Source organism: Bosea sp. AS-1 (assembly GCF_002220095.1).
Taxonomy (GTDB): Bacteria; Pseudomonadota; Alphaproteobacteria; order Rhizobiales; family Beijerinckiaceae; genus Allobosea.
The window spans coordinates 3,451,090-3,473,598 of record NZ_CP022372.1 but is presented as its reverse complement, the minus strand read 5'-3'; the positions used below and the strand labels follow the sequence as shown (position 1 = coordinate 3,473,598).

At 67.6% G+C, this 22,509-nt stretch carries 19 protein-coding genes; 9 read left to right on the top strand and 10 right to left on the bottom strand.

The features are described from left to right. The first annotated feature begins 119 nt into the window (after positions 1-119). From CE453_RS18350 to CE453_RS18340, 3 genes are read left to right on the top strand one after another with little or no spacing between them, the layout of a single operon-like run. Positions 120-926: a phosphoadenylyl-sulfate reductase gene (locus CE453_RS18350; RefSeq protein ID WP_089175886.1), complete on the top strand. Its 807-nt coding sequence runs from the start codon at positions 120-122 to the stop codon at positions 924-926. Beyond that, positions 923-1,825: a sulfate adenylyltransferase subunit CysD gene (gene cysD, locus CE453_RS18345; protein WP_089175885.1), complete on the top strand. Its 903-nt coding sequence runs from the start codon at positions 923-925 to the stop codon at positions 1,823-1,825. Before CE453_RS18350 ends, cysD begins: the two co-directional genes overlap by 4 nt. Further along, positions 1,825-3,477: a sulfate adenylyltransferase subunit 1 gene (locus tag CE453_RS18340; RefSeq protein WP_089175884.1), complete on the top strand. Its 1,653-nt coding sequence runs from the start codon at positions 1,825-1,827 to the stop codon at positions 3,475-3,477. Before cysD ends, CE453_RS18340 begins: the two co-directional genes overlap by 1 nt. Here the strand turns inward: CE453_RS18340 and CE453_RS18335 are convergent. The 6 genes from CE453_RS18335 to CE453_RS18310 form a co-directional block, all read right to left on the bottom strand. Further along, entirely contained in the window at positions 3,474-3,896 is a 423-nt protein-coding gene (locus tag CE453_RS18335) for a RidA family protein (RefSeq protein ID WP_089175883.1), read from the bottom strand. The two genes, CE453_RS18340 and CE453_RS18335, sit on opposite strands and share 4 nt — an antisense overlap. A gap of 44 nt (positions 3,897-3,940) precedes the next feature. Then, positions 3,941-5,581, bottom strand: a complete 1,641-nt coding sequence (locus tag CE453_RS18330; RefSeq protein WP_089175882.1) for a benzoate-CoA ligase family protein — start codon at positions 5,579-5,581, stop codon at positions 3,941-3,943. Positions 5,582-5,643: 62 nt separating this feature from the next. Then, complete coding sequence (locus tag CE453_RS18325) at positions 5,644-6,852, bottom strand: acyl-CoA dehydrogenase family protein (RefSeq protein ID WP_089175881.1); 1,209 nt, start codon at positions 6,850-6,852, stop codon at positions 5,644-5,646. A gap of 1 nt (position 6,853) precedes the next feature. Beyond that, positions 6,854-7,687, bottom strand: coding sequence for an enoyl-CoA hydratase family protein (locus CE453_RS18320; RefSeq protein WP_089175880.1), 834 nt, complete (start codon positions 7,685-7,687; stop codon positions 6,854-6,856). Next, on the bottom strand, positions 7,687-8,229 hold the full coding sequence (locus CE453_RS18315; RefSeq protein ID WP_198302399.1) for a MarR family winged helix-turn-helix transcriptional regulator: 543 nt from the start codon (positions 8,227-8,229) through the stop codon (positions 7,687-7,689). The genes CE453_RS18320 and CE453_RS18315 overlap by 1 nt, the downstream gene beginning before the upstream one ends. 7 nt (positions 8,230-8,236) lie before the next feature. Beyond that, positions 8,237-8,992 carry an SDR family NAD(P)-dependent oxidoreductase gene (locus tag CE453_RS18310; RefSeq protein ID WP_089175879.1) on the bottom strand — a complete coding sequence of 252 codons (756 nt, stop codon included), beginning with the start codon at positions 8,990-8,992 and terminating at the stop codon, positions 8,237-8,239. Between the two features lie 247 nt (positions 8,993-9,239). Between CE453_RS18310 and CE453_RS18305 the strand changes: the two genes are divergently transcribed. Continuing rightward, positions 9,240-11,564: a bifunctional salicylyl-CoA 5-hydroxylase/oxidoreductase gene (locus CE453_RS18305; RefSeq protein WP_089177995.1), complete on the top strand. Its 2,325-nt coding sequence runs from the start codon at positions 9,240-9,242 to the stop codon at positions 11,562-11,564. 16 nt (positions 11,565-11,580) lie between these two features. Here CE453_RS18305 and CE453_RS18300 read toward each other — a convergent pair whose 3' ends face one another. Further along, positions 11,581-12,897 (bottom strand): MFS transporter, encoded by a 1,317-nt coding sequence (locus CE453_RS18300; protein WP_089175878.1) that lies wholly within the window; start codon positions 12,895-12,897, stop codon positions 11,581-11,583. Positions 12,898-13,274: 377 nt separating this feature from the next. On the opposite strand from CE453_RS18300, the gene CE453_RS18295 reads away from it, so the two are divergent. Next, the gene (locus CE453_RS18295; protein ID WP_248307787.1) at positions 13,275-14,471 is read left to right on the top strand and encodes a DUF2778 domain-containing protein; all 1,197 of its coding nucleotides are present in this window, start codon (positions 13,275-13,277) and stop codon (positions 14,469-14,471) included. Between the two features lie 16 nt (positions 14,472-14,487). Here the strand turns inward: CE453_RS18295 and CE453_RS18290 are convergent, their stop codons facing one another. Together CE453_RS18290 and topA are read right to left on the bottom strand one after the other, a co-directional pair. Further along, complete coding sequence (locus CE453_RS18290; RefSeq protein WP_089175877.1) at positions 14,488-14,733, bottom strand: hypothetical protein; 246 nt, start codon at positions 14,731-14,733, stop codon at positions 14,488-14,490. A 29-nt stretch (positions 14,734-14,762) separates the two neighbouring features. After that, the gene (gene topA / locus CE453_RS18285) at positions 14,763-17,447 is read right to left on the bottom strand and encodes a type I DNA topoisomerase (protein ID WP_089175876.1); all 2,685 of its coding nucleotides are present in this window, start codon (positions 17,445-17,447) and stop codon (positions 14,763-14,765) included. Between the two features lie 208 nt (positions 17,448-17,655). Between topA and panB the strand changes: the two genes are divergently transcribed. Then, positions 17,656-18,477 carry a 3-methyl-2-oxobutanoate hydroxymethyltransferase gene (gene panB, locus CE453_RS18280; RefSeq protein WP_089175875.1) on the top strand — a complete coding sequence of 274 codons (822 nt, stop codon included), beginning with the start codon at positions 17,656-17,658 and terminating at the stop codon, positions 18,475-18,477. 7 nt (positions 18,478-18,484) lie between these two features. On the opposite strand, the gene CE453_RS18275 is transcribed toward panB, so the two are convergent. Next, positions 18,485-19,633 carry a serine hydrolase domain-containing protein gene (locus CE453_RS18275; protein WP_248307786.1) on the bottom strand — a complete coding sequence of 383 codons (1,149 nt, stop codon included), beginning with the start codon at positions 19,631-19,633 and terminating at the stop codon, positions 18,485-18,487. 51 nt (positions 19,634-19,684) lie between these two features. On the opposite strand from CE453_RS18275, the gene CE453_RS18270 reads away from it, so the two are divergent. The 3 genes from CE453_RS18270 (at position 19,685) to CE453_RS18260 (ending at position 22,509) form a co-directional block, all read left to right on the top strand. After that, entirely contained in the window at positions 19,685-20,251 is a 567-nt protein-coding gene (locus CE453_RS18270) for a MarR family winged helix-turn-helix transcriptional regulator (RefSeq protein WP_248307785.1), read from the top strand. Beyond that, entirely contained in the window at positions 20,248-21,492 is a 1,245-nt protein-coding gene (locus tag CE453_RS18265) for a multidrug effflux MFS transporter (protein WP_089175872.1), read from the top strand. The genes CE453_RS18270 and CE453_RS18265 overlap by 4 nt, the downstream gene beginning before the upstream one ends. Positions 21,493-21,564: 72 nt before the next feature. Further along, on the top strand, positions 21,565-22,509 hold the full coding sequence (locus tag CE453_RS18260; protein WP_089175871.1) for an aspartate carbamoyltransferase catalytic subunit: 945 nt from the start codon (positions 21,565-21,567) through the stop codon (positions 22,507-22,509).

Below are 22,509 nucleotides of genomic sequence, written 5' to 3'. Positions count from 1 at the left end.
AAAACAAACTTCTCCAATGGAAGTGAAATAAGAAAAAACCCGCTACCTGCTGTAAATTGAACCTTTTGTCGCGCCGGTATAAATGCTTCGTTCGATTTACCGAACAGGTGGCCCGAAGCATGGCGCATAGCCCCGGCCCGGATGAACCCGCGACGAACCCACCAGCCGCTGCATCGCTGGCGCGCCGCGCTGCCGCGCTCGATGCCGCGTTCGGCGGAGCGGATTTGTCCGAGCGTCTAGCCGGCATCGTCGCGCAAAGCGTCGGACCCATCGTCTTCACCACCTCCTTCGGCCTCGAAGATCAGGTGCTGACCCATGTCATCGCGACCGCGAAGCTCCCCGTTACCTTCGCCACGCTCGATACCGGTCGGCTCTTCCCAGAGGTCTACGCGCTCTGGCAGGAGACCGAGGAGCGTTACGGCATCCTGATCCGCCCATATTACCCGCGCCATGACGCGCTCGAGCTCCTTGTCCGCCAGAACGGCATCAACGGCTTCTATGCTTCGCGTGATACCCGCAAATCCTGCTGCGACATCCGCAAGGTCGAGCCGCTCGGCCGCGCGCTCGCCGGTGCCGATATCTGGCTGACCGGCCTGCGCGCCGATCAGTCGGCCGCTCGGGGCGGGGTAAGGCTGGCGGAGGCCGATGCGGCTCGCGGCCTCGTCAAGGCGAGCCCGCTGATAGACTGGACGCGCGAACGCGCGCTCGCTTTCGCAGAAGAGAACGGCGTGCCGATCAATCCTCTTCATGCGCAAGGCTTCGTCTCGATCGGCTGCCAGCCCTGCACCCGCGCGGTCCGCCCCGGCGAGCCCGAGCGGGCCGGGCGCTGGTGGTGGGAGGACGACGCGGCCAAGGAATGCGGCCTGCATGTCGGGCCGGACGGAAAGCTGGCGCGCGCGGCCGCTCCGGCGGAGGCCCGCCCATGATTCAACTCAGCCATCTCCAGAAGCTCGAGGCGGAAGCCATCTTCATCATCCGCGAGGTGGTGGCGACCTGCGACAAGCCGGTGCTGCTTTATTCGATCGGCAAGGATTCCGCCGTCCTGTTGCATCTGGCGATGAAGGCATTCTATCCGGCCAAGCCGCCTTTCCCGCTGCTCCATGTCGATACGACCTGGAAGTTCCGCGAGATGATCGCCTTCCGCGACGCGACGGCGAAGCGGCTCGGGCTCGATCTCATCGTCCACATCAACCAGGAGGGCGTGAAGGCCGGGATCAGCCCCTTCGCCTCGGGCTCGCGCGTCCATACCGATGTGATGAAGACGCAAGGGCTGAAGCAGGCGCTCGACCTCTACAAGTTCGACGCCGCCTTCGGCGGGGCGCGGCGCGACGAGGAGAAGAGCCGGGCCAAGGAGCGCGTCTTCTCGCTGCGTTCGGTCGAGCATCGCTGGGACCCGAAGAACCAGCGGCCCGAGCCCTGGCAGCTCTTCAACACCCGCAAGCATCGCGGCGAGAGTTTTCGCGTGTTTCCGCTCTCCAATTGGACCGAGCGCGACGTCTGGGACTACATCGCGCTGGAGAACATCCCGGTCGTGCCGCTCTATTTCGCTGCGTCGCGTCCGGTCGTCCGGCGCGACGGCGCCTGGATCATGCGCGACGACGAACGGATGGAGCTGCTCCCCGGCGAGGTTGTCGAGACTCGGCAGGTCCGTTTCCGCACATTGGGCTGCTACCCGTTGACCGGTGCTGTCGAGAGCGAGGCGGCGAATCTCACCGACATCATCGCCGAGATGCGCTCCTCCCGCTCCTCCGAGCGACAGGGGCGCGTCATCGACCATGACGGCTCGGGCTCGATGGAGCAGAAGAAGCAGGAAGGCTATTTCTGATGGGCTTCGCCGTTGCCAGGAACCTGGCCAAGAAAAATCCGAAAGCGCCGAAACAAGCGCAGAACCTTCTCCCCGCCAACGATGCCCCCGGCGCTCCGGAAACCGGGCAGCATTCGCTCTTGCGCTTCATTACCTGCGGCTCGGTGGATGACGGCAAGTCGACGCTGATCGGTCGCATGCTCTATGAGGCCGGCGCCGTCTTTGAGGACCAGCTCAGCGCGCTCGACAGCGATTCCCTCAAATTCGGCACGCAAGGCGCGGCGCCGGATTTCGCCTTGCTGGTCGACGGTCTCTCGGCCGAGCGCGAGCAGGGCATCACCATCGATGTCGCCTATCGCTACTTCGCCACCGAGGCGCGCAGCTTCATCGTCGCCGATACGCCCGGCCATGAGCAGTATACCCGTAACATGGCGACCGGCGCCTCCACCGCCGATCTCGCCATCATCCTGGTCGATGCACGCAAGGGCCTGTTGCCGCAGACACGCCGCCATTCCTTCATCGTCTCGCTGGTCGGCGTGCGCCATGTCGTGGTCGCGATCAACAAGATGGATCTCGTCGGCTATGACGAGGCCGTCTTCGAGCAGATCGCGGCCGATTATCGCGCGGCGGTGCAAAGTCTCGGCTTCGCCTCGATTCGCTTCATCCCGGTCTCGGCCCGCGACGGCGAGAACGTCATGCGGCCCTCCGCGTTGATGCCCTGGTATGACGGCCCGGCGTTGCTGCCCTATCTCGAAAGCATCGTAATCACACGCGCCGCCCCCGGTGACGAGGGCTTCGTCCTACCGGTGCAATGGGTCAACCGGCCAGATCTCGACTTTCGCGGCTATGCCGGCACGCCGGTGACGGGCCGTGCCCGTGTCGGTGATCCGGTCGTGGCCCTGCCGTCGGGCCGCAGCAGCCGCATCGCCCGGTTAATCGGCGCGGCCGGCGAGGCCAGCCAGGTCGCCGCCGGCCAAGCCGCGACTGTGACGCTGGAGGATGATATCGACATCTCACGCGGTGACGTCATCGCCGCAGCCGGCATGGCACTGCCGGTCAGCCGCGGCCTCAAGGCGCGCCTGCTCTGGACCGGCGAGCGCGCCATGCTCGAGGGCGGCCAGTTCCTGGTGAAGCTCGCGACACAGAGCGCCAATGCCACGGTCGAGGCGCTGCATCATAGCATCGACATCGAGGGTTTCCGGCCGCTCCCGGCGCAGAGCCTGCGCATGAATGGCATCGGCCTGGTGACGCTCAGGCTCGACCGGCCATTGGTCTCGCTGCCCTATGCGCGCAGCCATGAACTCGGCGGCTTCATCCTGATCGACCGCATCAGCAACGAGACGGTGGCTTTCGGCTTCGTCGAGCCGGGCGAGGAGGAGGCCCGGCAGTCACTGGGCGAGGACAGTGCCCTTGCGCAGGCGAAGCGCGGCATCGTCCGCATCGTCGGCAGGCGCGGAACGCCGGACCGCAGGACCTGGCTCGCGGCGGTGAGCTGGCGCGTGCTCAGCACGGCGGGACTGTTCGCGGCGGCCTTCGCGTTGACGGGGAACGTGCCCGCTTCGCTCGGCCTTGCCTTCGGTGACATCCTGCTGCGCCCGGGCCTGCGGGCATTGCATATGCGGCTCTGGCGCAAGGCGCCGATCGGAGCGCTGCAGGACGGCGCTGGGATCTAGGACGCGGGGGTCATCCCCCCCAACACCGCCGTCGCCTCGATCTCCAGCAGAGCCTCCGGTTCGACCAGCGCCGTCACGGCGACCACCGCCATGGCCGGGAAGTGCCGGCCGAAGACCTCGCGATAGATCGGCCCCATTTCCTTGAGGCTGGCGCGATAGGTCGCGATGTCGGTGACGTACCAGGTCAGCCGCACGATATCGTCCACACGCCCGCCGCCGGCCTCGACCACCGCCCTGATGTTGAGAAAGGTCTGGCGCAGCTGGCCGACGAAGCCCTGCGCAAAGACGCCCTGCTGATCCCAGCCGACGAGCCCGCCCGTCACCAGCACGCGGCCTTCCGCGACCATGCCGTTGGCATAGCCGCGCGGCTGCGGCCAGCCCTCGGGCAGGATGGCGCGAGATTGCGGAAGTTCGGACATGGAGGATTGCCTCGGTTTCGGCCGTCGTTGGGCTCTGGTTGATGTCAGGCCTCGTCCTGGGCCATCCGGCGCAGGGCGAAGCGTTGCAGCTTGCCGGTCGCCGTTTTCGGCAGGGCGGCGACGAACTCGATGGCGCGCGGATATTTGTAGGGCGCGATGCTTGCCTTCACATGCTCCTGCAACGCCTTGGCCAGCGCCGCATCGCCGGAAATGCCTTCGCGCAGCACGACATAGGCCTTCACGATCTGTCCGCGCTCGGGGCAGGGAGCGCCGACCACCCCGCATTCGGCCACGGCCGCATGCATCAGCAGGCAGGCTTCGACCTCGGGCCCGGCAATGTTGTAGCCGGCCGAGACGATCATGTCGTCTGAGCGGGCCTGATACCAGAAATAGCCGTCCGCATCGCGCAGATAAGTGTCGCCGGTGATGTTCCAGCCGTTCAGCACATAGACCGCCTGCCGCGGATCGGCGAGGTAGCGGCAGCCGGTCGGGCCACGCACGGCGAGGCGCCCGGGCGTGCCGTCCGGCGCGTCGCGCCCTTCGGCATCGACGATCTTCGCCTCGTAGCCCGGCACCGGAATCCCGGTCGAGCCCGGCCGGATGGCCTCGCGCGGTGCGCCGATGAAGATGTGCAGCATCTCTGTCGCGCCGATGCCGTCGAGCAGCGCCAGGCCGGTGCGGGCCTGCCAGGCATCGAAGGTCGCCTTCGGCAGCGCCTCGCCGGCCGAGACGCAGATCCTGAGCGAGGTAATATCCCGCCCGTCGAGCTTGTCTAGCATGGCGCGATAGGCGGTCGGCGCGGTGAAGACGACGCTGACCTTGTGGCGCTCGACCGCGTCGATCAGGTCGGCCGGGCCGGCCTTCTCGGGCAGCACCATGGCCGCGCCGATCCGCATCGGGAACAGCACGAGCCCACCGAGCCCGAAGGTGAAGGCGAGCGGCGGCGAGCCGGTGAAGCGGTCCTCGGGCGAAGCCTTCAGCACGCGCGCGCCATAGCAGTCGCAGATCGCCAGCATGTCCTGGTGGAAATGCATCGTGCCCTTGGGCTCGCCGGTCGTGCCGGAGGTGAAGGCGATCAGGCAGACATCGTCGCGGGCGGTGTCGGCGGCCTCGAAATGCTCGTAGTCTGGCTGCGCCATCAGCGCTTCCAGCTCGCTCCCCGCCGAGCCGAAGGTGACGATGCGGGCAAGCTCCGATACTTGCGCCTTGGCGGTCTCCAGCTCGGCGGTGAGGCGATGGTCGCAGAGCGCGAGCGCGATCCTGGCCTTGCGGAGCGGATAGGCGAGTTCGCCCGCCCGCAGCATCGGCATGGTCGCGACGGCGACGCCGCCGGCTTTGATGACCGCGAGATAGGCGGCGACCATCATTGGCGTATTGCCGGCGCGCAGCAGCACGCGATTGCCAGTGACCATGCCGAGGTCGCGGGTCAGCACATTGGCGATGCGGTTCACCGTCTCGGCCAGGTCCGCATAGCTCCAGTGCAGATCATTGGCGATGACGGCGGTCTGCCTGCCGCGCCCCTCGACGATGTGCCGGTCGAGCAGCCCCGCAACGCAGTTCAACCGCTCTGGATAGTCCAGCCCTGCCTCTTCCAGTCTCAGATCGGGCCAGCTTTCGCGCGGTGGCAGGTTGTCCCGCGCGAAGCTGTCTTGATGCCCCGATCTCGCGAATCCGGTTGCTGTCATGGTGTTCCCCTGCGAGAGCCGGAGCCGGTCAGGTCCCCTCGGCCTGATCGGTAAATCCGTCTCTAACGATCTGCTCTTCCGGCATGTGTCTTGAGCAGGTCGCGCGCGATCACGACCTTCTGGACCTCCGAGGCGCCCTCATAGATGCGCAGCGCCCGGATCTCCCGGTACAATTCCTCGACCTTGACACCCTTGGTGACGCCGAGGCCGCCATGGATCTGCACGGCACGGTCGATCACCTTCTGGGCGTTCTCGGTCGCGACGAGCTTAGCCAGCGCGGCTTCGCGGGTAATGCGGGCGGCGCCACGGTCCTTGGTCCAGGCGGCGCGATAGACCAGCAGCGCGGCGGCATCGACCTCGGCCGCGCTTTCGGCGATCGCCGCCTGCGACAATTGGAGATCGCCGAGCGTGCCGCCGAAGAGCTTGCGGCCATTGGCGTGCGCCAGCGTCTCGTGCAGCGCTCGCCTTGCGAAGCCGAGCGCGGCAGCGCCGACCGTCGAGCGGAAGATGTCGAGCGTCGCCATCGCGACCTTGAAGCCGTCGCCCGGCCCCCCGATGCGGTTCTCGAGCGGCACGCGGCAGCCTTCGAAGCGCAGCGTGGCGAGAGGATGCGGCGCGATCACCTCGATGCGTTCCGCGATGGTCAGGCCCGGCGTATCAGCCTCGACCAGGAAGGCGGACAGCCCTCGGGCGCCGGGCGCCTCGCCCGTGCGGGCGAAGACGACGTAATGGTCGGCGATGCCGCCATTCGAGATCCAGCTCTTCTCGCCGTCGATGCGGACATGGGGGTTGCCGTCCGGTGTCGCGGTCGTCGCCATGGCGGCGACGTCGGAGCCCGCTTCCTTCTCGGAGAGGGCGAAGGCGGCGATGCGCTTGCCGGCCGCGACATCTGGCAGGATGCGCTGCTTCATCGCCTCGGATCCGGCGAGGCTGATCGAGCCGGTACCCAAGCCCTGCATGGCGAAGGCGAAATCGGCGAGCCCGTCATGCGCCGCCAGAATCTCGCGGGCCAGGCAGAGCGTGCGCACGTCGAGCCTGTCGGAAAGCCCGCCATAGGCCGCCGGCACGGCAGCCTTCAGGAAGCCGGCTGCACCCAAGGCGGCAACGCGCGCCCGGCACGCCTCATCGACATCCTTGTGGGGGAGGTCGGCAAGATAGGAATCGGCCCAGCCGGCCAATTCCGCGGCAAAGGTGCGGTGGCGCTCCTCGAAAAACGGCCAGTCCAGCGTGTCGCCGAGGGTGTCGAGGCCGAGATGAGGGGCGCCGTCCATCTCAGTTGCCCTCGAAGACCGGTTTCCGCTTTTCGGCGAAGGCGTGGTAGGCGCGGGCGAAATCCTCGGTCTGCATGCACAGCGCCTGCGCCACCGCTTCCGCCTCGATGGCGCTCTCGACCGACATCGCCCATTCCATCTCGAGCATGCGCTTGGTCATGGCATTGGCGAAAGTCGGGCCATCCGCCAGTTCGGAGGCGAGGGCTTGCGCTTCGGCCAGCACGGCTTCAGGCGCGCAAAGCCGGTTGAGGAAGCCCCAGCGCTCGGCCTCCTCGCCCCGGAGCACGCGCCCGGTATAGAGCAGTTCCGCCGCACGGCCCTGGCCGATGATCCGCGGCAGCATCGCGCAGGCGCCCATGTCGCAGCCGGCAAGGCCGACGCGGTTGAACAGGAAGGCGATCTTGCTGCCGGCGGTGCCAAGCCGGAGATCGGAGGCCATGGCGACGATCGCCCCGGCGCCGGCGCAGACGCCGTCGATCGCGGCGACGATCGGCTGCGGGCAGGCGCGCATCGCCTTGACCAGTTCGCCCGTCATCCGGGTGAACTTGAGCAGGTCCCTGGTCTCCATCGCGACCAGCGGCCCGATGATTTCGAAGACGTCGCCGCCCGAGGAGAAGTTGCCGCCGGCGCCGGTGACGACGATCGCCTTGATCGTCTCCTCCTTCTGCGCGGCGAGGAAGAAATCCGTGAGTTCTCGGTAGCTTGCGAAGGTCAGCGGATTCTTTTTCTCAGGCCGGTTCAGCGTCACTGTCGCGACCTTGTCGGAGGCGGACAGGGCGAAATGCTGCGGCGTGAAGCCTGCCAGCGGCAGCGTGGTGGCGTTGGCGATGGTCATCAGGCGTCTCCCTTCGCAGCCTCGTCGGCCACGCCCTGCACGCGCCCGGCGATGGCGCGGTGCAGCGATGTCTTGGTCTCTCCCAGCAGCCGGAACAGCTGTGCGAGCGCGGGCTGGTCGAGCCCGGCGAAGAGTTCGGCGATCCAGCTCTCATGGCGCTCGGCCATGGCGCGGAAGGCCTTGCGGCCCTGCGCCGTCAGGGTGAGGATCTGCACGCGGCGGTCCTGTGGCGCCGGGCGCTTGTCGACGAGCCCGTCCGTCACAAGTCCGGCGACGACGGCGGTGACGTTGCCGTTCGAGACCATCAGACGCTGCGAGACCTCGCCGACGGTCATTCCGACGGCCGTCTTGTCGAGCTGTGCCATCAGGTCGAAACGCGGCAGCGTGGTCTTGAATTCCTCGCGCAGCCGGTTGCGGATTTCGGTCTCGATCAGGGTCGAGCAGGTCAGCAGCCTGAGCCAGAGGCGCAGTTCTTCCTTATGGTCGCCGGGGCGCTCGCTCGCCTTGGTTTCGCGGTCGAGCATCAGGGCAGAGGAGGGCATCTCCATCTCAGAACTCCCCGCCATTGATCATGAGAGACTGGCCGGTAACGGCGTCGCTGCCCGGCCCGCACAGATAAAGCACCGCGGCGGCGACCTCTTCCGGCGCGATCAGGCGGCCCTGCGGATTGTCCTTGAGCATGGCCGCCAGCGCCTCTTCGCGGCTCTTGCCGGTCTTGGCCGCGACATTGTCGACGCTGGCGGTCGCCATGTCGGTATCGGCGTAAGCAGGGCAAATGGCGTTGACGGTGACGCCGGAGCGCGCCGTCTCCAGCGCCAGCGACTTCACCAGCCCGATGACGGCGTGCTTCGCCGCCGTATAGGCGCTGACATAGGGGTAGCCACGATGGCCGGCGGTCGAGGCGATGGCGATCAGGCGGCCGCGGCGGCGCTCCAGCATGGCCGGCAACGCGGCATGGAACAGATTGACCGTGCCGATCAGGTTGATCTCGACCATGCGGCGGAAGTGCTCGCTGTCGCTGCGCATGAACGGGCCGGTCTCGACGGCGCCGGCATTGGCGATCGCGATGTCGAAGGCGTGCCCGCTGGAGAGGCGGTCGAGCGCAGCCGAAATCGAGATTTCGTCACGCACGTCGCAGGGGGCGAAGTCGGCGGCGATGCCGGCAGCGACCGTATCCCGCAAGGTCGCCTCGTCCCGCCCGAGGATGCTGACCCGGCCCCCGGCTCGCGTCAGCGCGGCGGCGATGGCCCGGCCGATGCCGCGTCCTCCTCCCGTCACCAGCGCACGCTGTCCCTGCAGAGTCATGAGCGTTCGACCTCCGCCTGCGAATATATTTTAAGTCTCAATCAATTTGCAAGCGGCTCGGCTGGCGCTCGCCGGAAAGCGGTGGCTTCGCGCTGCAATGCAACGCAATAAACGACGATATTGCCACAATGCGCGCGAGGCAGGATTTCCGGAGCGGTCGCCGGAAAAGTCTCTTGAGCAATAAAACATTTCAGGTTTAAAATAATTTCTCAAGCCGGATCGACCCGGCTCCCCGATGGAGGCGTCGATGCGTATCGCGGTTGTGGGTGGAGGGCCGGCGGGGCTCTATTTCGCGCTGCTGATGAAGCGGGACTGGCCAGAGCTCACGGTCGATGTCTTCGAGCGCAACCAGCCGGACGACACGTTCGGTTTCGGCGTCGTCTTCTCCGATCAGACGCTCGACACCTTCAAGGCGGCGGATCGCGAGAGCTATGCCGCGATCCGCGACAACTTCGCCTATTGGGACGATATCGAGATCCACTTCAAGGGCGACACCTTCCGTGTGCCCGGCAACGGCTTCTGCGGCTGCTCGCGCCGCTCGCTGCTGATGCTGGTGCAGGCAAGGGCGCGCGAGCTTGGCGTCAACCTGCATTTCGGCGAGGAGATCGCCGATGTCGTGACGCTGAAACGCGATTACGACCTCGTCGTCGGCGCCGACGGCATCAACAGCCGCATCCGCGAGAACTGGCGCGAGCGCTTCCAGCCGCAGACCGATCTGCGCCCGAACCATTTCACCTGGATGGGCTCGACCCGCCCCTTCGACGCCTTCACCTTTTTCTTCAAGGAGACGGAGCACGGGCTCTTCATCGCTCATTGCTATCAGTACGAGGCCGGCCGCTCGACCTGGGTACTGGAAACCGACCCCGAAACCTTCGCGAAGGCCGGCTTGGGCGCGATGGACGAGGCGCAATCGGCCGCCTTCCTCGAAGGCGTGTTTGCCGATGAGTTGCAGGGCCACAAGCTCATCACCAACCGCTCGCTCTGGCGCAATTTCCCGATGATCCGCTGCCGCAACTGGGTGGTCGAGAACGTCGTTCTGATCGGCGATGCCAAGGCGACGGCGCATTTCTCGATCGGCTCCGGCACCAAGCTCGCGATGGAGGATGCCATCGCGCTGCACAAGGCGATGGGGCAGGCGAGGCTAGATGTGACGGCCGGCCTGAAGCTGTTCGAGACGCAGCGCCGCGAGGAGGTCGAGAAAACCCAGCATGCGGCCGACGTTTCGCTGGTCTGGTTCGAGGAACTGAAGCGCTTCTGGGATTTCGAGCCCCTGCGCTTCGCCTTCGGCCTGATGACCCGCTCGAAGGCGATCACCTACGACAATCTCGCTCTGCGCGCGCCGGAGATGGTCGAAGCCGTCGACAAGCTCGTCGCGGATGGGCTCGGCCCCCTGGCAAGGCGGCGCAAGGATGGGTCTCCGGTGCCACCGGCCTTCCAGCCCTTCAAGCTGCGCGAGATGCGGGTCGAGAACCGCATGACGCTCTCGCCGATGTGCCAATATTCGGCTGAGGACGGCCTGCCGGGCGACTGGCACTTGATGCATTACGGCTCGCGCGCCATCGGCGGGCCGGGGCTGGTCTTCACCGAGATGACCTGCGTCGCGCCTGACGCCCGCATCACGCCTGGCTGCACGGGCTTGTGGAACGACGAGCAGGAAGCCGCCTGGAAGCGGATCGTCGACTTCGTGCATGCGAACTCGGCCGCAAAGATCTGCCTTCAGCTCGGCCATGCCGGCCGCAAGGGCGCGACCAGGCTGATGTGGGAGGGCATGGACCGGCCACTGCCGGAGGGCGCCTGGCCGATCGTCTCGGCTTCGCCCTTGCCCTACTACCCGGAAAGCCAAGTGCCGCGCGAAATGACGCGCATCGACATGGACCGGGTAGTGGCCGAATTCGTCTCCGCCGCCGAGCGCGGGGAGCGGGCTGGCTTCGACATGCTGGAGCTGCACTGCGCCCATGGCTATCTGCTGGCGAGCTTCCTCTCGCCGCTGACCAACAGGCGTACCGACGAATATGGCGGCTCGGTCGAGAACCGTCTGCGCTTCCCGCTGGAAGTCTTCCGGGCGCTGCGCGAGGCCTGGCCGCGCGAGAAGCCGATGTCGGTCCGCATCTCCGCGACGGACTGGGCTGAGGGCGGCCTGTCCGCGGTGGATTCCGTTGCCATCGCCGAGGCTTTCGCAGCGGAAGGCTGCGACCTCGTCGATGTCTCGACCGGCCAGACAGCGAAGGAATCGCGCCCCGTCTATGGCCGTATGTTCCAGACGCCGTTCTCGGACCGCATCCGCAACGAGGCCGAGGTCGCGACCATGTGCGTCGGCAACATCACCTCCGCCGATCAGGTCAACACCATCATCGCCGCCGGCCGCGCCGATCTCGTCGCGCTCGGACGGCCACATCTGGCCGACCCGTCCTTCGTGCTGCGCGCCGCGGCCTGGTACGGCGTCGATGTCGATCAGCCGGTGCAGTACCAGCCCGGCAAGGATCAGCTCATGCGCAACACCCCGCGCGAGCGCCAGGACCTGGAAGAGCTGAAGCTCAAGGCCAAGCCCAGCCGCCACGCCGTGGCGAAGTAACGCGGCAGGCGACGGCCTACTTTCCTTCCGCCAGGCCCCTGCGTCCCGAGGGCGCGACGTCGGGGATGGTCGGCGCTGTCGGCTTGCGCTCGCCGAACGGATTGGCCGAGGGCGGATTGCGCCGCAGGCGGAAGGCGAGATAGACGCCGGCCCCCGCCGAAAGCAGGCCGAGATAGACCAGCATGCCCTGCGGTCCCATGACCTGCATGAAGGCCGTCGAGACTAGCGGGCCGATGGCCGAGCCTGTTGCCCAAAGGAAGAGGAGTTGCGCCGAGAGACCGAGCGCCCGCTCGCGGCCGAGCCGGAAATAGGCATGCGCCACGGCGACGGTGTAGATCGGCATGCTGCCGGCGCCGATCAGCGCGAAGAGCCCGAACAGCCAGAGCCGGCTGTGGGGCAGGGCGAACCAGAGCACGGCGCCGAGCGCCAGCGTGCACAGCACGACCGAGGCGGTGGCGCTCAGCATGATGATGCGGCTCTCGACCCGGTCGGCCAGCAGACCGAGCGGCCATTGCAGCACCAGCGCGCCGATCTGGATGCCGGCGGTGAGCAGGATCGCCCATTTCTGGTCCAACCCGATCAGGATGCCGTAGGCTGGCGCGACGTTCGAGAGCGCTCCGCCCATCAACCCGACATAGAGGCAGCCGATCACCGCAGCCGGCGCATACTGCCAGATGATGTTGAGTCGGACCGAGATGACCTCGCCCGATTCAGGCCCCTTGGCCTTCGTCATGCCGACCGGGATCAGCGCGAACGAGAAGAAGGCGCTGGCGATCAGGAAGATGTCGTTCGACTGCATCGAGACATAGCCGGTGCCGATCTGCGAGCCGATCAGGGCGAGCCGGTTGAGGATTTGGTACATGCCGAAGATACGGCCGCGCTGCCCGGCCTTGGCTTGTCCGCTGATCCAGCTCTCGATGCAGATGGCGTGGCCCGCGCCGGCGAAGCCCATGCCCAGCCGCGACAGGCCCCAGATGTCGATCGGGGTCAGGGCGAAGCTGAGCGTGAACGCCGCCTGCATCGCGGCGAAGACCGCGAAGGCCCGGATATGGCCGACGCGCCGGATGAAGGCTGGAATGACGAAGCAGCCGGCGAGGAAGCCGACCGAATAGGCCGAGCCGACGAGGCCGATCAGTAGCGGCGCCTTCTGCGCCAGCGCCATCTTGAGCGGGATGACCGTGTTCACGATCGTCGCGGCGATCTGCAGGATGAGCGCACCGCTGACGATCGCGCCGAGCGCAGCGACCGAGCTGGTTTTCGCCTCCGCCGGTGGTGTCACAGGGGGCGCGGCCTCGGGGGAGGCCGTGTCTGCGGGCTGCGGTCCTGTCGACATGTCCGATTCGGCAAAGCTGGGCGGGAAGAGCGCCCCCCTTTCGCGGGGAAAGATGGACTAATCAGGGCAGGCAAGCCAGCAAAAAACCTCTCCGGAGGGGCAGGCGGCGCGCGCCATGATAGCGCCGCCTTTGCGTGGCCTTTGGCGCCGCGCGGCCGGTCCTGCCGCGTCCTCGCGGATCGCGAAAAAAAGCTTGGCCGGGTTCACCGACGATTAACCAACGCAGCGCCTTATCGGATGAGAACGAAGTTTGGGTTCTCCCAGCATGGCCGGACGCATCGTCTCGTGCCGCGGCTCCTGTCGTGACAGGGGTTCGCGAAGCGCAGACGCGCGCCTGTCGGGGCAGGGCGTAGCGTAGGCGTGTCGAGAGTGCGGCAATGAGCTATGGCAGACATGCGCGGCGGGGCGGGGCGTCCCATCTGCGTCTTCGGCGTCGTCGCCGGCCTTTCGGCCGGACCCTGTTCTGGACGGCCGCGCTCTGCCTGGGCGCGATGACCGGCTTCAAGGTGCTCGACCATGTCGCGCCGCATGATCCCGATATCCAGGTCGCCGGCAACGCCGTAAAGCCTGCCGCCCGCCCCGTCGCGCCGCCCGCGTCCGAACGCCCGGCCGCCGGCGTGACCCCGCAGGCCTATAGCGGCCTGCTCGCTCCGGGCTTCTCCGGCGCCACCCCGTCCTCCCTGGCGCAGAACCGGCCGGTCGGCTCTGCGATGCGCCTGGCCTCGGTCCCCGAGGCGCTCGATCTTCCCGATTCCGAGCCTGTTCTGCCGTTGCCGTCGCAGGCGCCGGTGAGCCTGGCCGAGAAGGCCGGGCCTCAGCCCGCCTCCCGGCCGTCCGACCTGATCGCCTCGCTGCCACCTGAGCCGCCGTCCCAGGAGGTCGCGGCCGCGGCCCCCAGCATCGTGCCCATGCCGGTGCCGCGCCCGGCCGAGCTGGCGATGCCGCCGGCCGAGGCCCAGTCCCAACGCCTCGCGCAGCAGCCGGCTGCTCCGTCCCGCCGCAGCCGGGTCGCGTCCGCGACGCCCGCGCCGACGCCGGAGGACAACCGCAATTTCTTCCAGAAGCTGTTCGGTGTGCAGAAGCAGGAGCCAGCCGGCACGGCGCTCGCCTATGCCGCGCCGCAGGATGACATCGTCGATCGCGGCCGCATCACCCGCATGAGCCCGTCCGTCGGCACGCCGCCGCGTACGGCCGAGGCCGGAACGGCGATCTACGATATCGGCGCCAAGATGGTCTATCTGCCGAATGGCGAGCGTCTGGAGGCCCATTCCGGCCTCGGTGAGATGATGGACGATGTGCGTTATGCCCATGTCCGCATGAAGGGCGTCACCCCGCCGCACACCTACACGCTGACCGAGCGCGAGTCGCTGTTCCATGGCGTGCGTGCGATCCGCCTGAACCCCGTCGGCGGTTCCGGCGCGATCCATGGCCGCGCGGGCCTGCTCGCCCACACTTATCTGCTCGGCCCGCGTGGCGACTCGAACGGTTGCATCTCGTTCAAGGATTACGACCGCTTCCTGCAGGCCTTCCTGCGTGGTGAAGTGAAGCGTCTCGTCGTCGTCGCGAGCCTCTGAGGGCCGAGCCGGCGCCTCAGCCAGCGTCCCGGCCGCCCTTGGAGACGTGCAGCACGACGCCCGTGATCATCAGCACGCAGCCGAGGAAGAAGGGCGGGATGAACAGGCCGAGCGCCTCGGTATCCTCCCAGCGAAGGCGGAACCCCCTGCAGCCGGTCGGGATCATCCCGCAGGCGAAGGCGTTGAGCCAGACCCAGCCCGCGAAGGTGACCAGGCAGACGACGAGGCCGCTGCCCAGGAACAGCCAGCTGGCAAGTCGCATGGAGGCCTCCTGCGCGAAGCGCGGCGCCGTTAGCCGCGCGCGGCTTTCGGCGCCTTCTTCTCTGCCGTCTCTGCCTCGGCGGCCTTCTTGGCGGGAGCTTTCTTGGCAGGCGCCTTCTTCGCGGCCGCCTTCTTGGCCGGAGCCTTGGCCTTCGCGGCGCTGGCGGCCTTTGGCTTGCCCTTGGCGCCACCCTTTGTCGCCGCCTTGGCATTGACCAGCTCGATCGCCTGTTCGAGCGTCAGCGTGTCGGGCGATTGCGCCTTCGGCAGCGTCGCGAAGATCTTGCCCCAGGCGACATAGGGGCCGTAACGGCCGGCCTTGACCTCCAGCGCCCCGCCATCGGGGTGTTCGCCCAGCGCCCGGCCCGGAGTCGCCGCAGCCCGGCCGCCGCGACCGCCGCCGCTTTCCTTGGCGACGATCAGGTCGATGGCGCGGTTGGCGCCGAGCTCCAGCACGTCGTCGCCCTTGTCGATGTTGGCGTAGGTCCGGCCGTGCTGGACGTAAGGCCCATAGCGCCCGATGCCGACCAGGATCGGCTCGCCCGACTCGGGATGCTTCGCCACCTCGCGCGGTAGCGAGAGCAGGGCGAGCGCCTTTTCCAGCGTCACGCTGGCTGGCGTCATGCCCTTGGGCAGGCTGGAGCGCTTCGGCTTCTCGCCTTCTCCGAGCTGGATATAGGGGCCGAAGCGGCCGTCGCGCAGCGTCACTTCGAGCTGCGTTACCGGGTCGGTGCCGAGCACGCGCACGCCGGGCGTGCCCTGGCCGCCTTCCGCCGAGGCTTCGCCCTCGGCGGCGGGGATGGAGAGCGGGCGCGTATAGCGGCATTCCGGATAGTTCGAGCAGCCGACGAAGGCGCCGAACTTGCCGAGCTTGAGCGAGAGCGTGCCGTTGCCGCAGTTCGGGCAGACGCGTGGATCGGAGCCATCGGCCTTCGGCGGGAAGATATAGTCGCCCAGAATGCCGTTCAGCGCTTCCAGCACGTCGCCGACGCGCAGATCCTTGGTCTCGCCGATCGAAGCCGTGAACTCTTCCCAGAACTGGCGCAGCAGCGCTTTCCAGTCGATCTCGGCATTCGAGACCCGGTCGAGGTTTTCTTCGAGGTTCGCGGTGAAGTCGAACTCGACATAGCGCTTGAAGAAGCTTTCCAGGAAGGCCGTTACCAGCATGCCCTTGTCCTCGGGCACGAGGCGCTTCTTCTCGATACGGACATATTCGCGGTCGCGCAGGGTCGAGAGCGTCGCGGCATAGGTCGAGGGCCGGCCGATGCCGAGCTCTTCCATGCGCTTGACCAGGCTCGCTTCCGAGAAACGTGGCGGCGGCTCAGTGAAGTGCTGGTCGGCGGCGATGGCGCGCTTCTCCAGCTTGTCGCCCGCCTTCATTGCCGGCAGCTTCTTGGAGTCCTCGTCCTCCTCGTCGTCGCGGCTTTCCTGATAGAGCGTCAGGAACCCGTCGAAGAGCACGACCTGGCCCGAGGCGCGCAGCTCGAGATTGCGCGCGCCGACCCTGGCCGCGATGTCGACCGTGGTGCGCTCGAGCTCGGCGGATTCCATCTGGCTGGCGATGGTGCGCTTCCAGATCAGCTCGTAGAGCTTCGCCTGCTCCGGCTCGAGATGGCGTGCGACCATGGCCGGCAGCCGGCCGAGATCGGTCGGGCGGATGGCCTCGTGGGCCTCCTGCGCGTTCTTGGCCTTGACCGTGTATTTGCGCGGCACGTTCGGCACGTAGCGGTCGCCGAACTCCTTGCCGATGACGCGGCGCGCCGCCGCGATGGCCGAGCCGTCCATGTCGACGCCGTCGGTTCGCATATAGGTGATGAGGCCGACCGTCTCGCCGCCGATATCGACGCCCTCATAGAGCCGCTGCGCGAGCTGCATCGTGCGCGCGGGTGCCAGTCCCAGCTTGCGCGAGGCCTCCTGCTGCAGCGTCGAGGTCTGGAAGGGCGGGTAGGGGTGGCGCTTGACCGGCTTGGCCTCGACCTCCGCCACGGTGAAGAGCGCGGTTTCCAGCGCCTCCTTGAAGGCCTTGGCCTCCTCGGCATTGCCGATGTCGAGCCTTGCGATCTTCTTGCCGTCGGCGCCGACAAGGCGCGCCTCGAAGGTCTGGCCGGATGCGGTCGCGAGCGTCGCCACCAGCGACCAGTATTCGCGCGGCCGGAAGGCCTCGATCTCGCGTTCGCGGTCGCAGACGAGGCGCAGCGCCACCGACTGCACGCGGCCGGCCGAGCGGGCGCCCGGGAGCTTCCGCCACAGCACCGGCGAGAGGGTGAAGCCGACGAGATAGTCGAGCGCCCGGCGCGCCAGATAGGCGTCGACCAGCGCCTGGTCGATCTCGCGCGGCTCGGCGAGCGCCTTCTGCACGGCATCCTTGGTGACGGCGTTGAAGGTGACGCGCTCGTAGGGAATGTCTTTCAGCGCCTTCTTCTGCTTCAGCGCTTCGACGACATGCCAGGAGATCGCCTCGCCCTCGCGATCCGGGTCGGTGGCGAGGATCAGCTTCTCGGCGCCCTTCACGGCGCGGGCGATCTCGGCGACCTGCTTGGCGCCGCGGCCCTCGATCTCCCACTTCATCGCGAAGTCATGGTCGGGCTCGACCGAGCCGTCCTTGGCCGGCAGGTCGCGGATATGCCCGAACGAGGCGATGACCTCGTAGTCGGAGCCCAGATATTTGTTGATCGTCTTGGCCTTGGCCGGCGACTCGACGACGAGGAGCTTCATGATGTTCGTGTCTCGATGACAGCCCTGATCAGAGCGCGGACCCGGCCGTAGCGGACGGTTCCGCGACCCGCAAGACCGCTGCGGTTCGGAATTGCGCGCGAAATTGGTTCAGCGAAGGGGCCGTGTCAAACGGCGATTGCGCTTTGAGTGTCGCACGGGACCGTTTAGGGCCTTTCCCGGGCTTCAGCCATGACATGGGGAGGCGAGCGTGTCGTCGCAAGCACAGATCAGGCGCCTGACGGCGCTGGACATCCGCAGCCGCAAGGCGGCTGAGCCGATCGTATCGCTGACCGCCTATACGGCGCCGATGGCGGCGCTGGCCGATCGCCACTGCGATTTCCTGCTCGTCGGGGATTCGCTGGGCATGGTCGTGCACGGCCTCGACAGTACCGTGCCCGTCACCCTGGAGATGATGATCCTGCACGGGCAGGCGGTGATGCGTGGCTCGCGGCGGGCGCTCATCGTCATCGACATGCCCTTCGGCAGCTATGAGGAGAGCCCGCAGCAGGCTTTCCGCAACGCCGCCCGCATCATGCAGGAGACCGGCTGTGGCGCCGTGAAGCTCGAAGGCGGGCAGCGCATGGCCCGGACCATCCGTTTCCTGATCGAGCGCGGCATCCCGGTGATGGCGCATGTCGGGCTGACGCCGCAGGCGGTGAATGTCCTCGGCGGCTTCAAGGCGCAGGGGCGTGAGCGCGCCGAATGGCCGGCGATCATCGCCGATGCGGAGGCGGTGGCCGAGGCCGGCGCCTTCGCCGTGGTGCTGGAGGCGGTGGCCGAGCCTCTCGCGGTCGAGATCACCGCCAAGCTCGCGATCCCGACCATCGGCATCGGCGCCTCGGCGGCCTGCGACGGCCAGGTGCTTGTGCTCGACGACATGCTCGGCCTGACCGGGCGCGTGCCGAAATTCGTCCGGTTGTTCGGCAATCTCGCGGAGGATGTCGACAGGGCGGTGGCGGACTATGCCGCGGAAGTCCGGGCCCGGCGCTTTCCGGGGCCGGAGCATGTCTATGCGGTGAAGGAGAGCTGAGACCCGCTCAGCTCTGCGCCGCCAGAAGCCGGTCGATGAAGCCTTCGGTCGAGGCGCCGTTGATCCAGCGCAGCACGGCCACGATGTCGCGCTCAGGCTCGACCCAGATCACGTTGCTGCCGGCGCCGAGCGCCGAGAAGGCGGTCTGGGGCAAGCCCGGCCGCGCCGCCGGGCCGCGCGCCAGCCACCAGAGATAGCCGTAGTTGCCGAGCGTGGGGGAGGGCGTCAGCGAGCGTTCGATCCAGTCGCGGGAGACGAGCTGCCGGCCGTTCCATGCGCCCTTGCGCCCAATCAGCAGGCCGAAGCGGGCATGGTCGCGCGCGCCGATGAAGAGCCCGCCGCCCCAATGCCCGCCGCCGGGCACGGCCTGGATGCGCTTTCCGTCGATCTGGACGAAGGACGAGCTGTAGCCTTCCCAGCGCCAGTCGAGTGAGGCGCCGATCGGGTCCATGATCCGCTCGCGCAGCACCTCCGGCAGCGGCCGGCGAAAAAGCTGGAGCAGGGCGTAGGACAAGACGTTCACGCGCACGTCGTTGTACTCGTAGAAGGAGCCCGGCTCCTTCAGTTCGCGGCGCTGGCCCTTGCGGCTGTTGTCGGCGCCGGGGCCGATCTGGCGGTTATGGTCGACCTGGTCGGACTTGCCGAACAGCTGGCCCTGCCACTCGCTCGACTGCTGCAGCAGGTGCCGCCAGGTGATCTTGCCGTTATGCGGCCCGGCGAAGGCCGGATCGTCGACGCTCTGGCCCACCGGCTCCTCGACATCGCGGATCAGCCCGTCGCCGAAGGCGACGCCGGCGAGCACCGAGAGATAGCTCTTGGCGATCGAGAAGGTCATGTCGGTGCGGGTGGTGTCGCCCCATTCGGCGACGATGCGCCCGTCCTTCAGGATGAGCCCGGCCGGTCCGCCACGCTCGCGCACCGGCCCGACGATCTCGGTCCAGGGGCCGGTCTCGTTCCACTCGACATTCCCGACATAGCTGCCGTCCGGGTAGTAGAGGCTGCGCGGCCAGGGGCTCTCATTGGCCTGCGCGAAGGCGACGGCCTCGCCGAGCCGGGCAACGTCGAAGCCGGCCTCGGTCGCCTCGATGGTCTGCCAGGCGCCCCCATGCGGGGCGGGGCTATGGGCGCGGACTTGGGCTTGGGACGAACCGGACACGCTGTGATCCTTTCGAGGCAGGCAGATAGCCGGTTTCGCCGAAAGCGCCCGATGGCGCAAGGAAGCCATGCCTTCCTGCGAGCGGAGCGGGGCCGTTATGCCGGCGCTGCGGTTCAAAATAGATGTATATGCAATTATTGTCTTTGCATCGAAGAGGGTGCCATGGCTTCCGATAGCGCAAAGGACATGATCGGCCGCACGATCGCGCGCGCCGGCCGTTTATGGAGGAGGGCGGTCGATGTCAGGTTGCAGGCCTATGGCCTGACCGAGGCGACCTGGCTGCCGCTGCTGCATCTGTCGCGCGCGGCCGAGCCGATGCGCCAGAAGGACCTCGCGGCCTCCCTCAACCTCGACAGTTCCACCGTTGCCCGCCTGCTCGACAGCCTGCAGGCCGCCGCACTGATCGAGCGCCGCGAGGACGAGGCGGACCGTCGGGCCAAGACGATCCATTTGACCGCGGAGGCGGAAACGCTCGTCGCGCAGGTCGAGGCGATCTCGCGCGAGGTCCGGCTTGCCGCGATCCATGACATTCCCGATGAGGATATCGAGCGCACGGCAGCGGTCCTGGAGCGGATCTGCGCGGTGCTCGCCACTCTCCCCGAAAGAGAAGTTACATGACGACGACGACCGATGCACCTCAGCTGCGAGCTGCGCTGGTGCGGCCCGCGCCGCTTTGGCTGCTGGCGCTGATCACCTTCAGCGGCACGCTCGCCATGCATGTCTTCGTGCCGGCGTTGCCGCTGGCTGCGCGCGATCTCGGCGCGAGCGCCGGCTCGCTCCAGCTCACGATCAGCTTCTACATCCTCGGGCTCGCCTTCGGGCAGCTCTTCTACGGGCCGATCTCTGACCGCTTCGGCCGCCGCCCGGTCCTCATGGTCGGGCTGACGCTCTATACCCTCACCAGCATCGCCGCCGCTCTGACGCCGAGCGCGGAAGCGCTGATCGCCACCCGGCTCCTGCAGGCGCTGGGCGGCTGTGCCGGGCTCGTCCTCGGCCGCGCGATCGTGCGCGACGGCTCGGGCATGGCCGATTCGACCCGGCGGCTCGCGACGATGAACCTGATCGTCATCCTCGGGCCGGGCGTCGCGCCACTGATCGGCACCGCCGTTTCGGAAACACTCGGCTGGCGCGCGATCTTCATCGGGCTTGCGGCGATGGGCATCGCCAACCTGCTGCTGACCTGGCGGGTGCTGCCGGAGACGGCGCGCCCGGGCGCCGGTGTCGATTTCCGCTCGGTGCTGAGCGGTTATCGGCGCCTGCTGCGCTCACCGGTCTTCCTCGGCTACGCCGTCGGCGGCGGCCTCGCCACCACGCCGATGTATGCCTTCATCAGCGCCGCACCCTTCATCTTCACCACCGAGCTCGGCCGGCCTGCTCACGAGGTCGGCACCTATCTCGCCTTCGTCGTGGCCGGCGTCTGGCTCGGCAATCTCGGCTCCAGCCGCCTTGTCGGCCGTGTCCGCGTCGGCAAGCTCCTCACGGGTGGCAGCGCGATCAGCCTGCTCGGCGCGCTGACCCTGCTGGTCAGTGCCGCGTCCGGCCATCTGAGCATCGCCACGGTCCTCGCCGGCGCCACGCTCTTCACCTTCGGGGCAGGCGTCGCCAGTGCCCCGGCGCTTGCCGAGGCGATGAGCGTCGATCCGCACCTGGCGGGCTCGGCCTCGGGTTTCTATGGCTTCATCCAGATGGCGATCGGAGCCTTCGCGACCTCGCTGTCAGGGTTGGGTGGCACTCCGGCGCTCGCATCCGGCCTCGTGCTGACCGCCGCGGCGCTCGGCGCCCAGCTCTGCTTCGCGCTCGCGCTGCGTGCGAGCCGGCTCGCCGCCGTCCAGCATCTCGCGACACTGCCGGAGGTGTGAGGCCCGGCGCGCGGTTTCGTGATGTCCGAGCCTTGCGCCCCGCCCGACTCGGGCCTATGAACCCGGCTTCAAATGACATCGCCAGCGCCGCTCTACCCGCACCGTCACCTGCTCGGCATCGAGGGGTTGTCCCATCTCGACATCGAGGCGCTGTTGGATCGGGCGGAGGACTATGTCGCGCTCTCGCGGCAGGTCGAGAAGAAGGCGGCGACGCTGCGCGGCCGCACCCAGATCAACCTGTTCTTCGAGCCTTCCACCCGCACCCAGGCCTCCTTCGAGCTCGCGGGCAAGCGCCTCGGCGCCGACGTCATGAACATGTCGGTTGCCTCCTCCTCGGTGAAGAAGGGCGAAACGCTGATCGACACCGCCGCGACGCTGAACGCGATGCGGCCCGACATCATCGTCGTGCGCCATCATGCCGCCGGCGCGGTCAACCTGCTCGCCCGCAAGGTGAGCTGCTCGGTGGTGAATGCCGGCGACGGTGCCCATGAGCACCCGACGCAGGCCCTTCTCGACGCGCTGACGATCCGCCGCAACAAGGGCCGCATCCAGGGACTGACGGTGGCGATCTGCGGCGACATCCTGCATTCGCGCGTCGCCCGCTCCAACATCATCCTGCTCAACGCGCTCGGCGCCAAGGTTCGCCTGATCGCGCCCTCGACGCTGATGCCGCCCGGCATCGAGCGCATGGGGGTCGAGCTCTTCACCGACATGAACAAAGGGCTGGAAGGTGCTGACATCGTGATGATGCTGCGCCTCCAGCTCGAACGCATGCATGGCGCCTTCGTGCCGTCCTCGAAGGAGTATTTCCGCTATTACGGTCTCGACCGCGAGAAGCTGGAGCGCGCCGCGCCCGACGCGCTGGTGATGCATCCCGGGCCGATGAACCGCGGCGTCGAGATTTCCTCGGAGGTTGCCGACGGCGCCCAATCCCTGATCCGCGAGCAGGTCGAGATGGGCGTCGCGGTTCGCATGGCGGTGCTGGACGCGCTCGCGCAGCACCTGCCGAATGTCTGA

What these genes read in the sequence shown, in the direction of transcription:
- CE453_RS18265 (WP_089175872.1), top strand. Translation starts at nt 20,248, where the DNA reads ATGACGACGACGACCGATGCACCTCAGCTGCGAGCTGCGCTGGTGCGG.
- CE453_RS18330 (WP_089175882.1), bottom strand. Translation starts at nt 5,581, where the DNA reads ATGACAGCAACCGGATTCGCGAGATCGGGGCATCAAGACAGCTTCGCG.
- CE453_RS18260 (WP_089175871.1), top strand. Translation starts at nt 21,565, where the DNA reads ATGACATCGCCAGCGCCGCTCTACCCGCACCGTCACCTGCTCGGCATC.
- CE453_RS18300 (WP_089175878.1), bottom strand. Translation starts at nt 12,897, where the DNA reads ATGTCGACAGGACCGCAGCCCGCAGACACGGCCTCCCCCGAGGCCGCG.
- topA (WP_089175876.1), bottom strand. Translation starts at nt 17,447, where the DNA reads ATGAAGCTCCTCGTCGTCGAGTCGCCGGCCAAGGCCAAGACGATCAAC.
- cysD (WP_089175885.1), top strand. Translation starts at nt 923, where the DNA reads ATGATTCAACTCAGCCATCTCCAGAAGCTCGAGGCGGAAGCCATCTTC.
- CE453_RS18350 (WP_089175886.1), top strand. Translation starts at nt 120, where the DNA reads ATGGCGCATAGCCCCGGCCCGGATGAACCCGCGACGAACCCACCAGCC.
- CE453_RS18320 (WP_089175880.1), bottom strand. Translation starts at nt 7,687, where the DNA reads ATGACCATCGCCAACGCCACCACGCTGCCGCTGGCAGGCTTCACGCCG.
- CE453_RS18335 (WP_089175883.1), bottom strand. Translation starts at nt 3,896, where the DNA reads ATGTCCGAACTTCCGCAATCTCGCGCCATCCTGCCCGAGGGCTGGCCG.
- CE453_RS18315 (WP_198302399.1), bottom strand. Translation starts at nt 8,229, where the DNA reads ATGCCCTCCTCTGCCCTGATGCTCGACCGCGAAACCAAGGCGAGCGAG.
- CE453_RS18295 (WP_248307787.1), top strand. Translation starts at nt 13,275, where the DNA reads ATGAGCTATGGCAGACATGCGCGGCGGGGCGGGGCGTCCCATCTGCGT.
- CE453_RS18305 (WP_089177995.1), top strand. Translation starts at nt 9,240, where the DNA reads ATGCGTATCGCGGTTGTGGGTGGAGGGCCGGCGGGGCTCTATTTCGCG.
- CE453_RS18290 (WP_089175877.1), bottom strand. Translation starts at nt 14,733, where the DNA reads ATGCGACTTGCCAGCTGGCTGTTCCTGGGCAGCGGCCTCGTCGTCTGC.
- CE453_RS18270 (WP_248307785.1), top strand. Translation starts at nt 19,685, where the DNA reads ATGGCGCAAGGAAGCCATGCCTTCCTGCGAGCGGAGCGGGGCCGTTAT.
- CE453_RS18310 (WP_089175879.1), bottom strand. Translation starts at nt 8,992, where the DNA reads ATGACTCTGCAGGGACAGCGTGCGCTGGTGACGGGAGGAGGACGCGGC.
- CE453_RS18325 (WP_089175881.1), bottom strand. Translation starts at nt 6,852, where the DNA reads ATGGACGGCGCCCCTCATCTCGGCCTCGACACCCTCGGCGACACGCTG.
- CE453_RS18340 (WP_089175884.1), top strand. Translation starts at nt 1,825, where the DNA reads ATGGGCTTCGCCGTTGCCAGGAACCTGGCCAAGAAAAATCCGAAAGCG.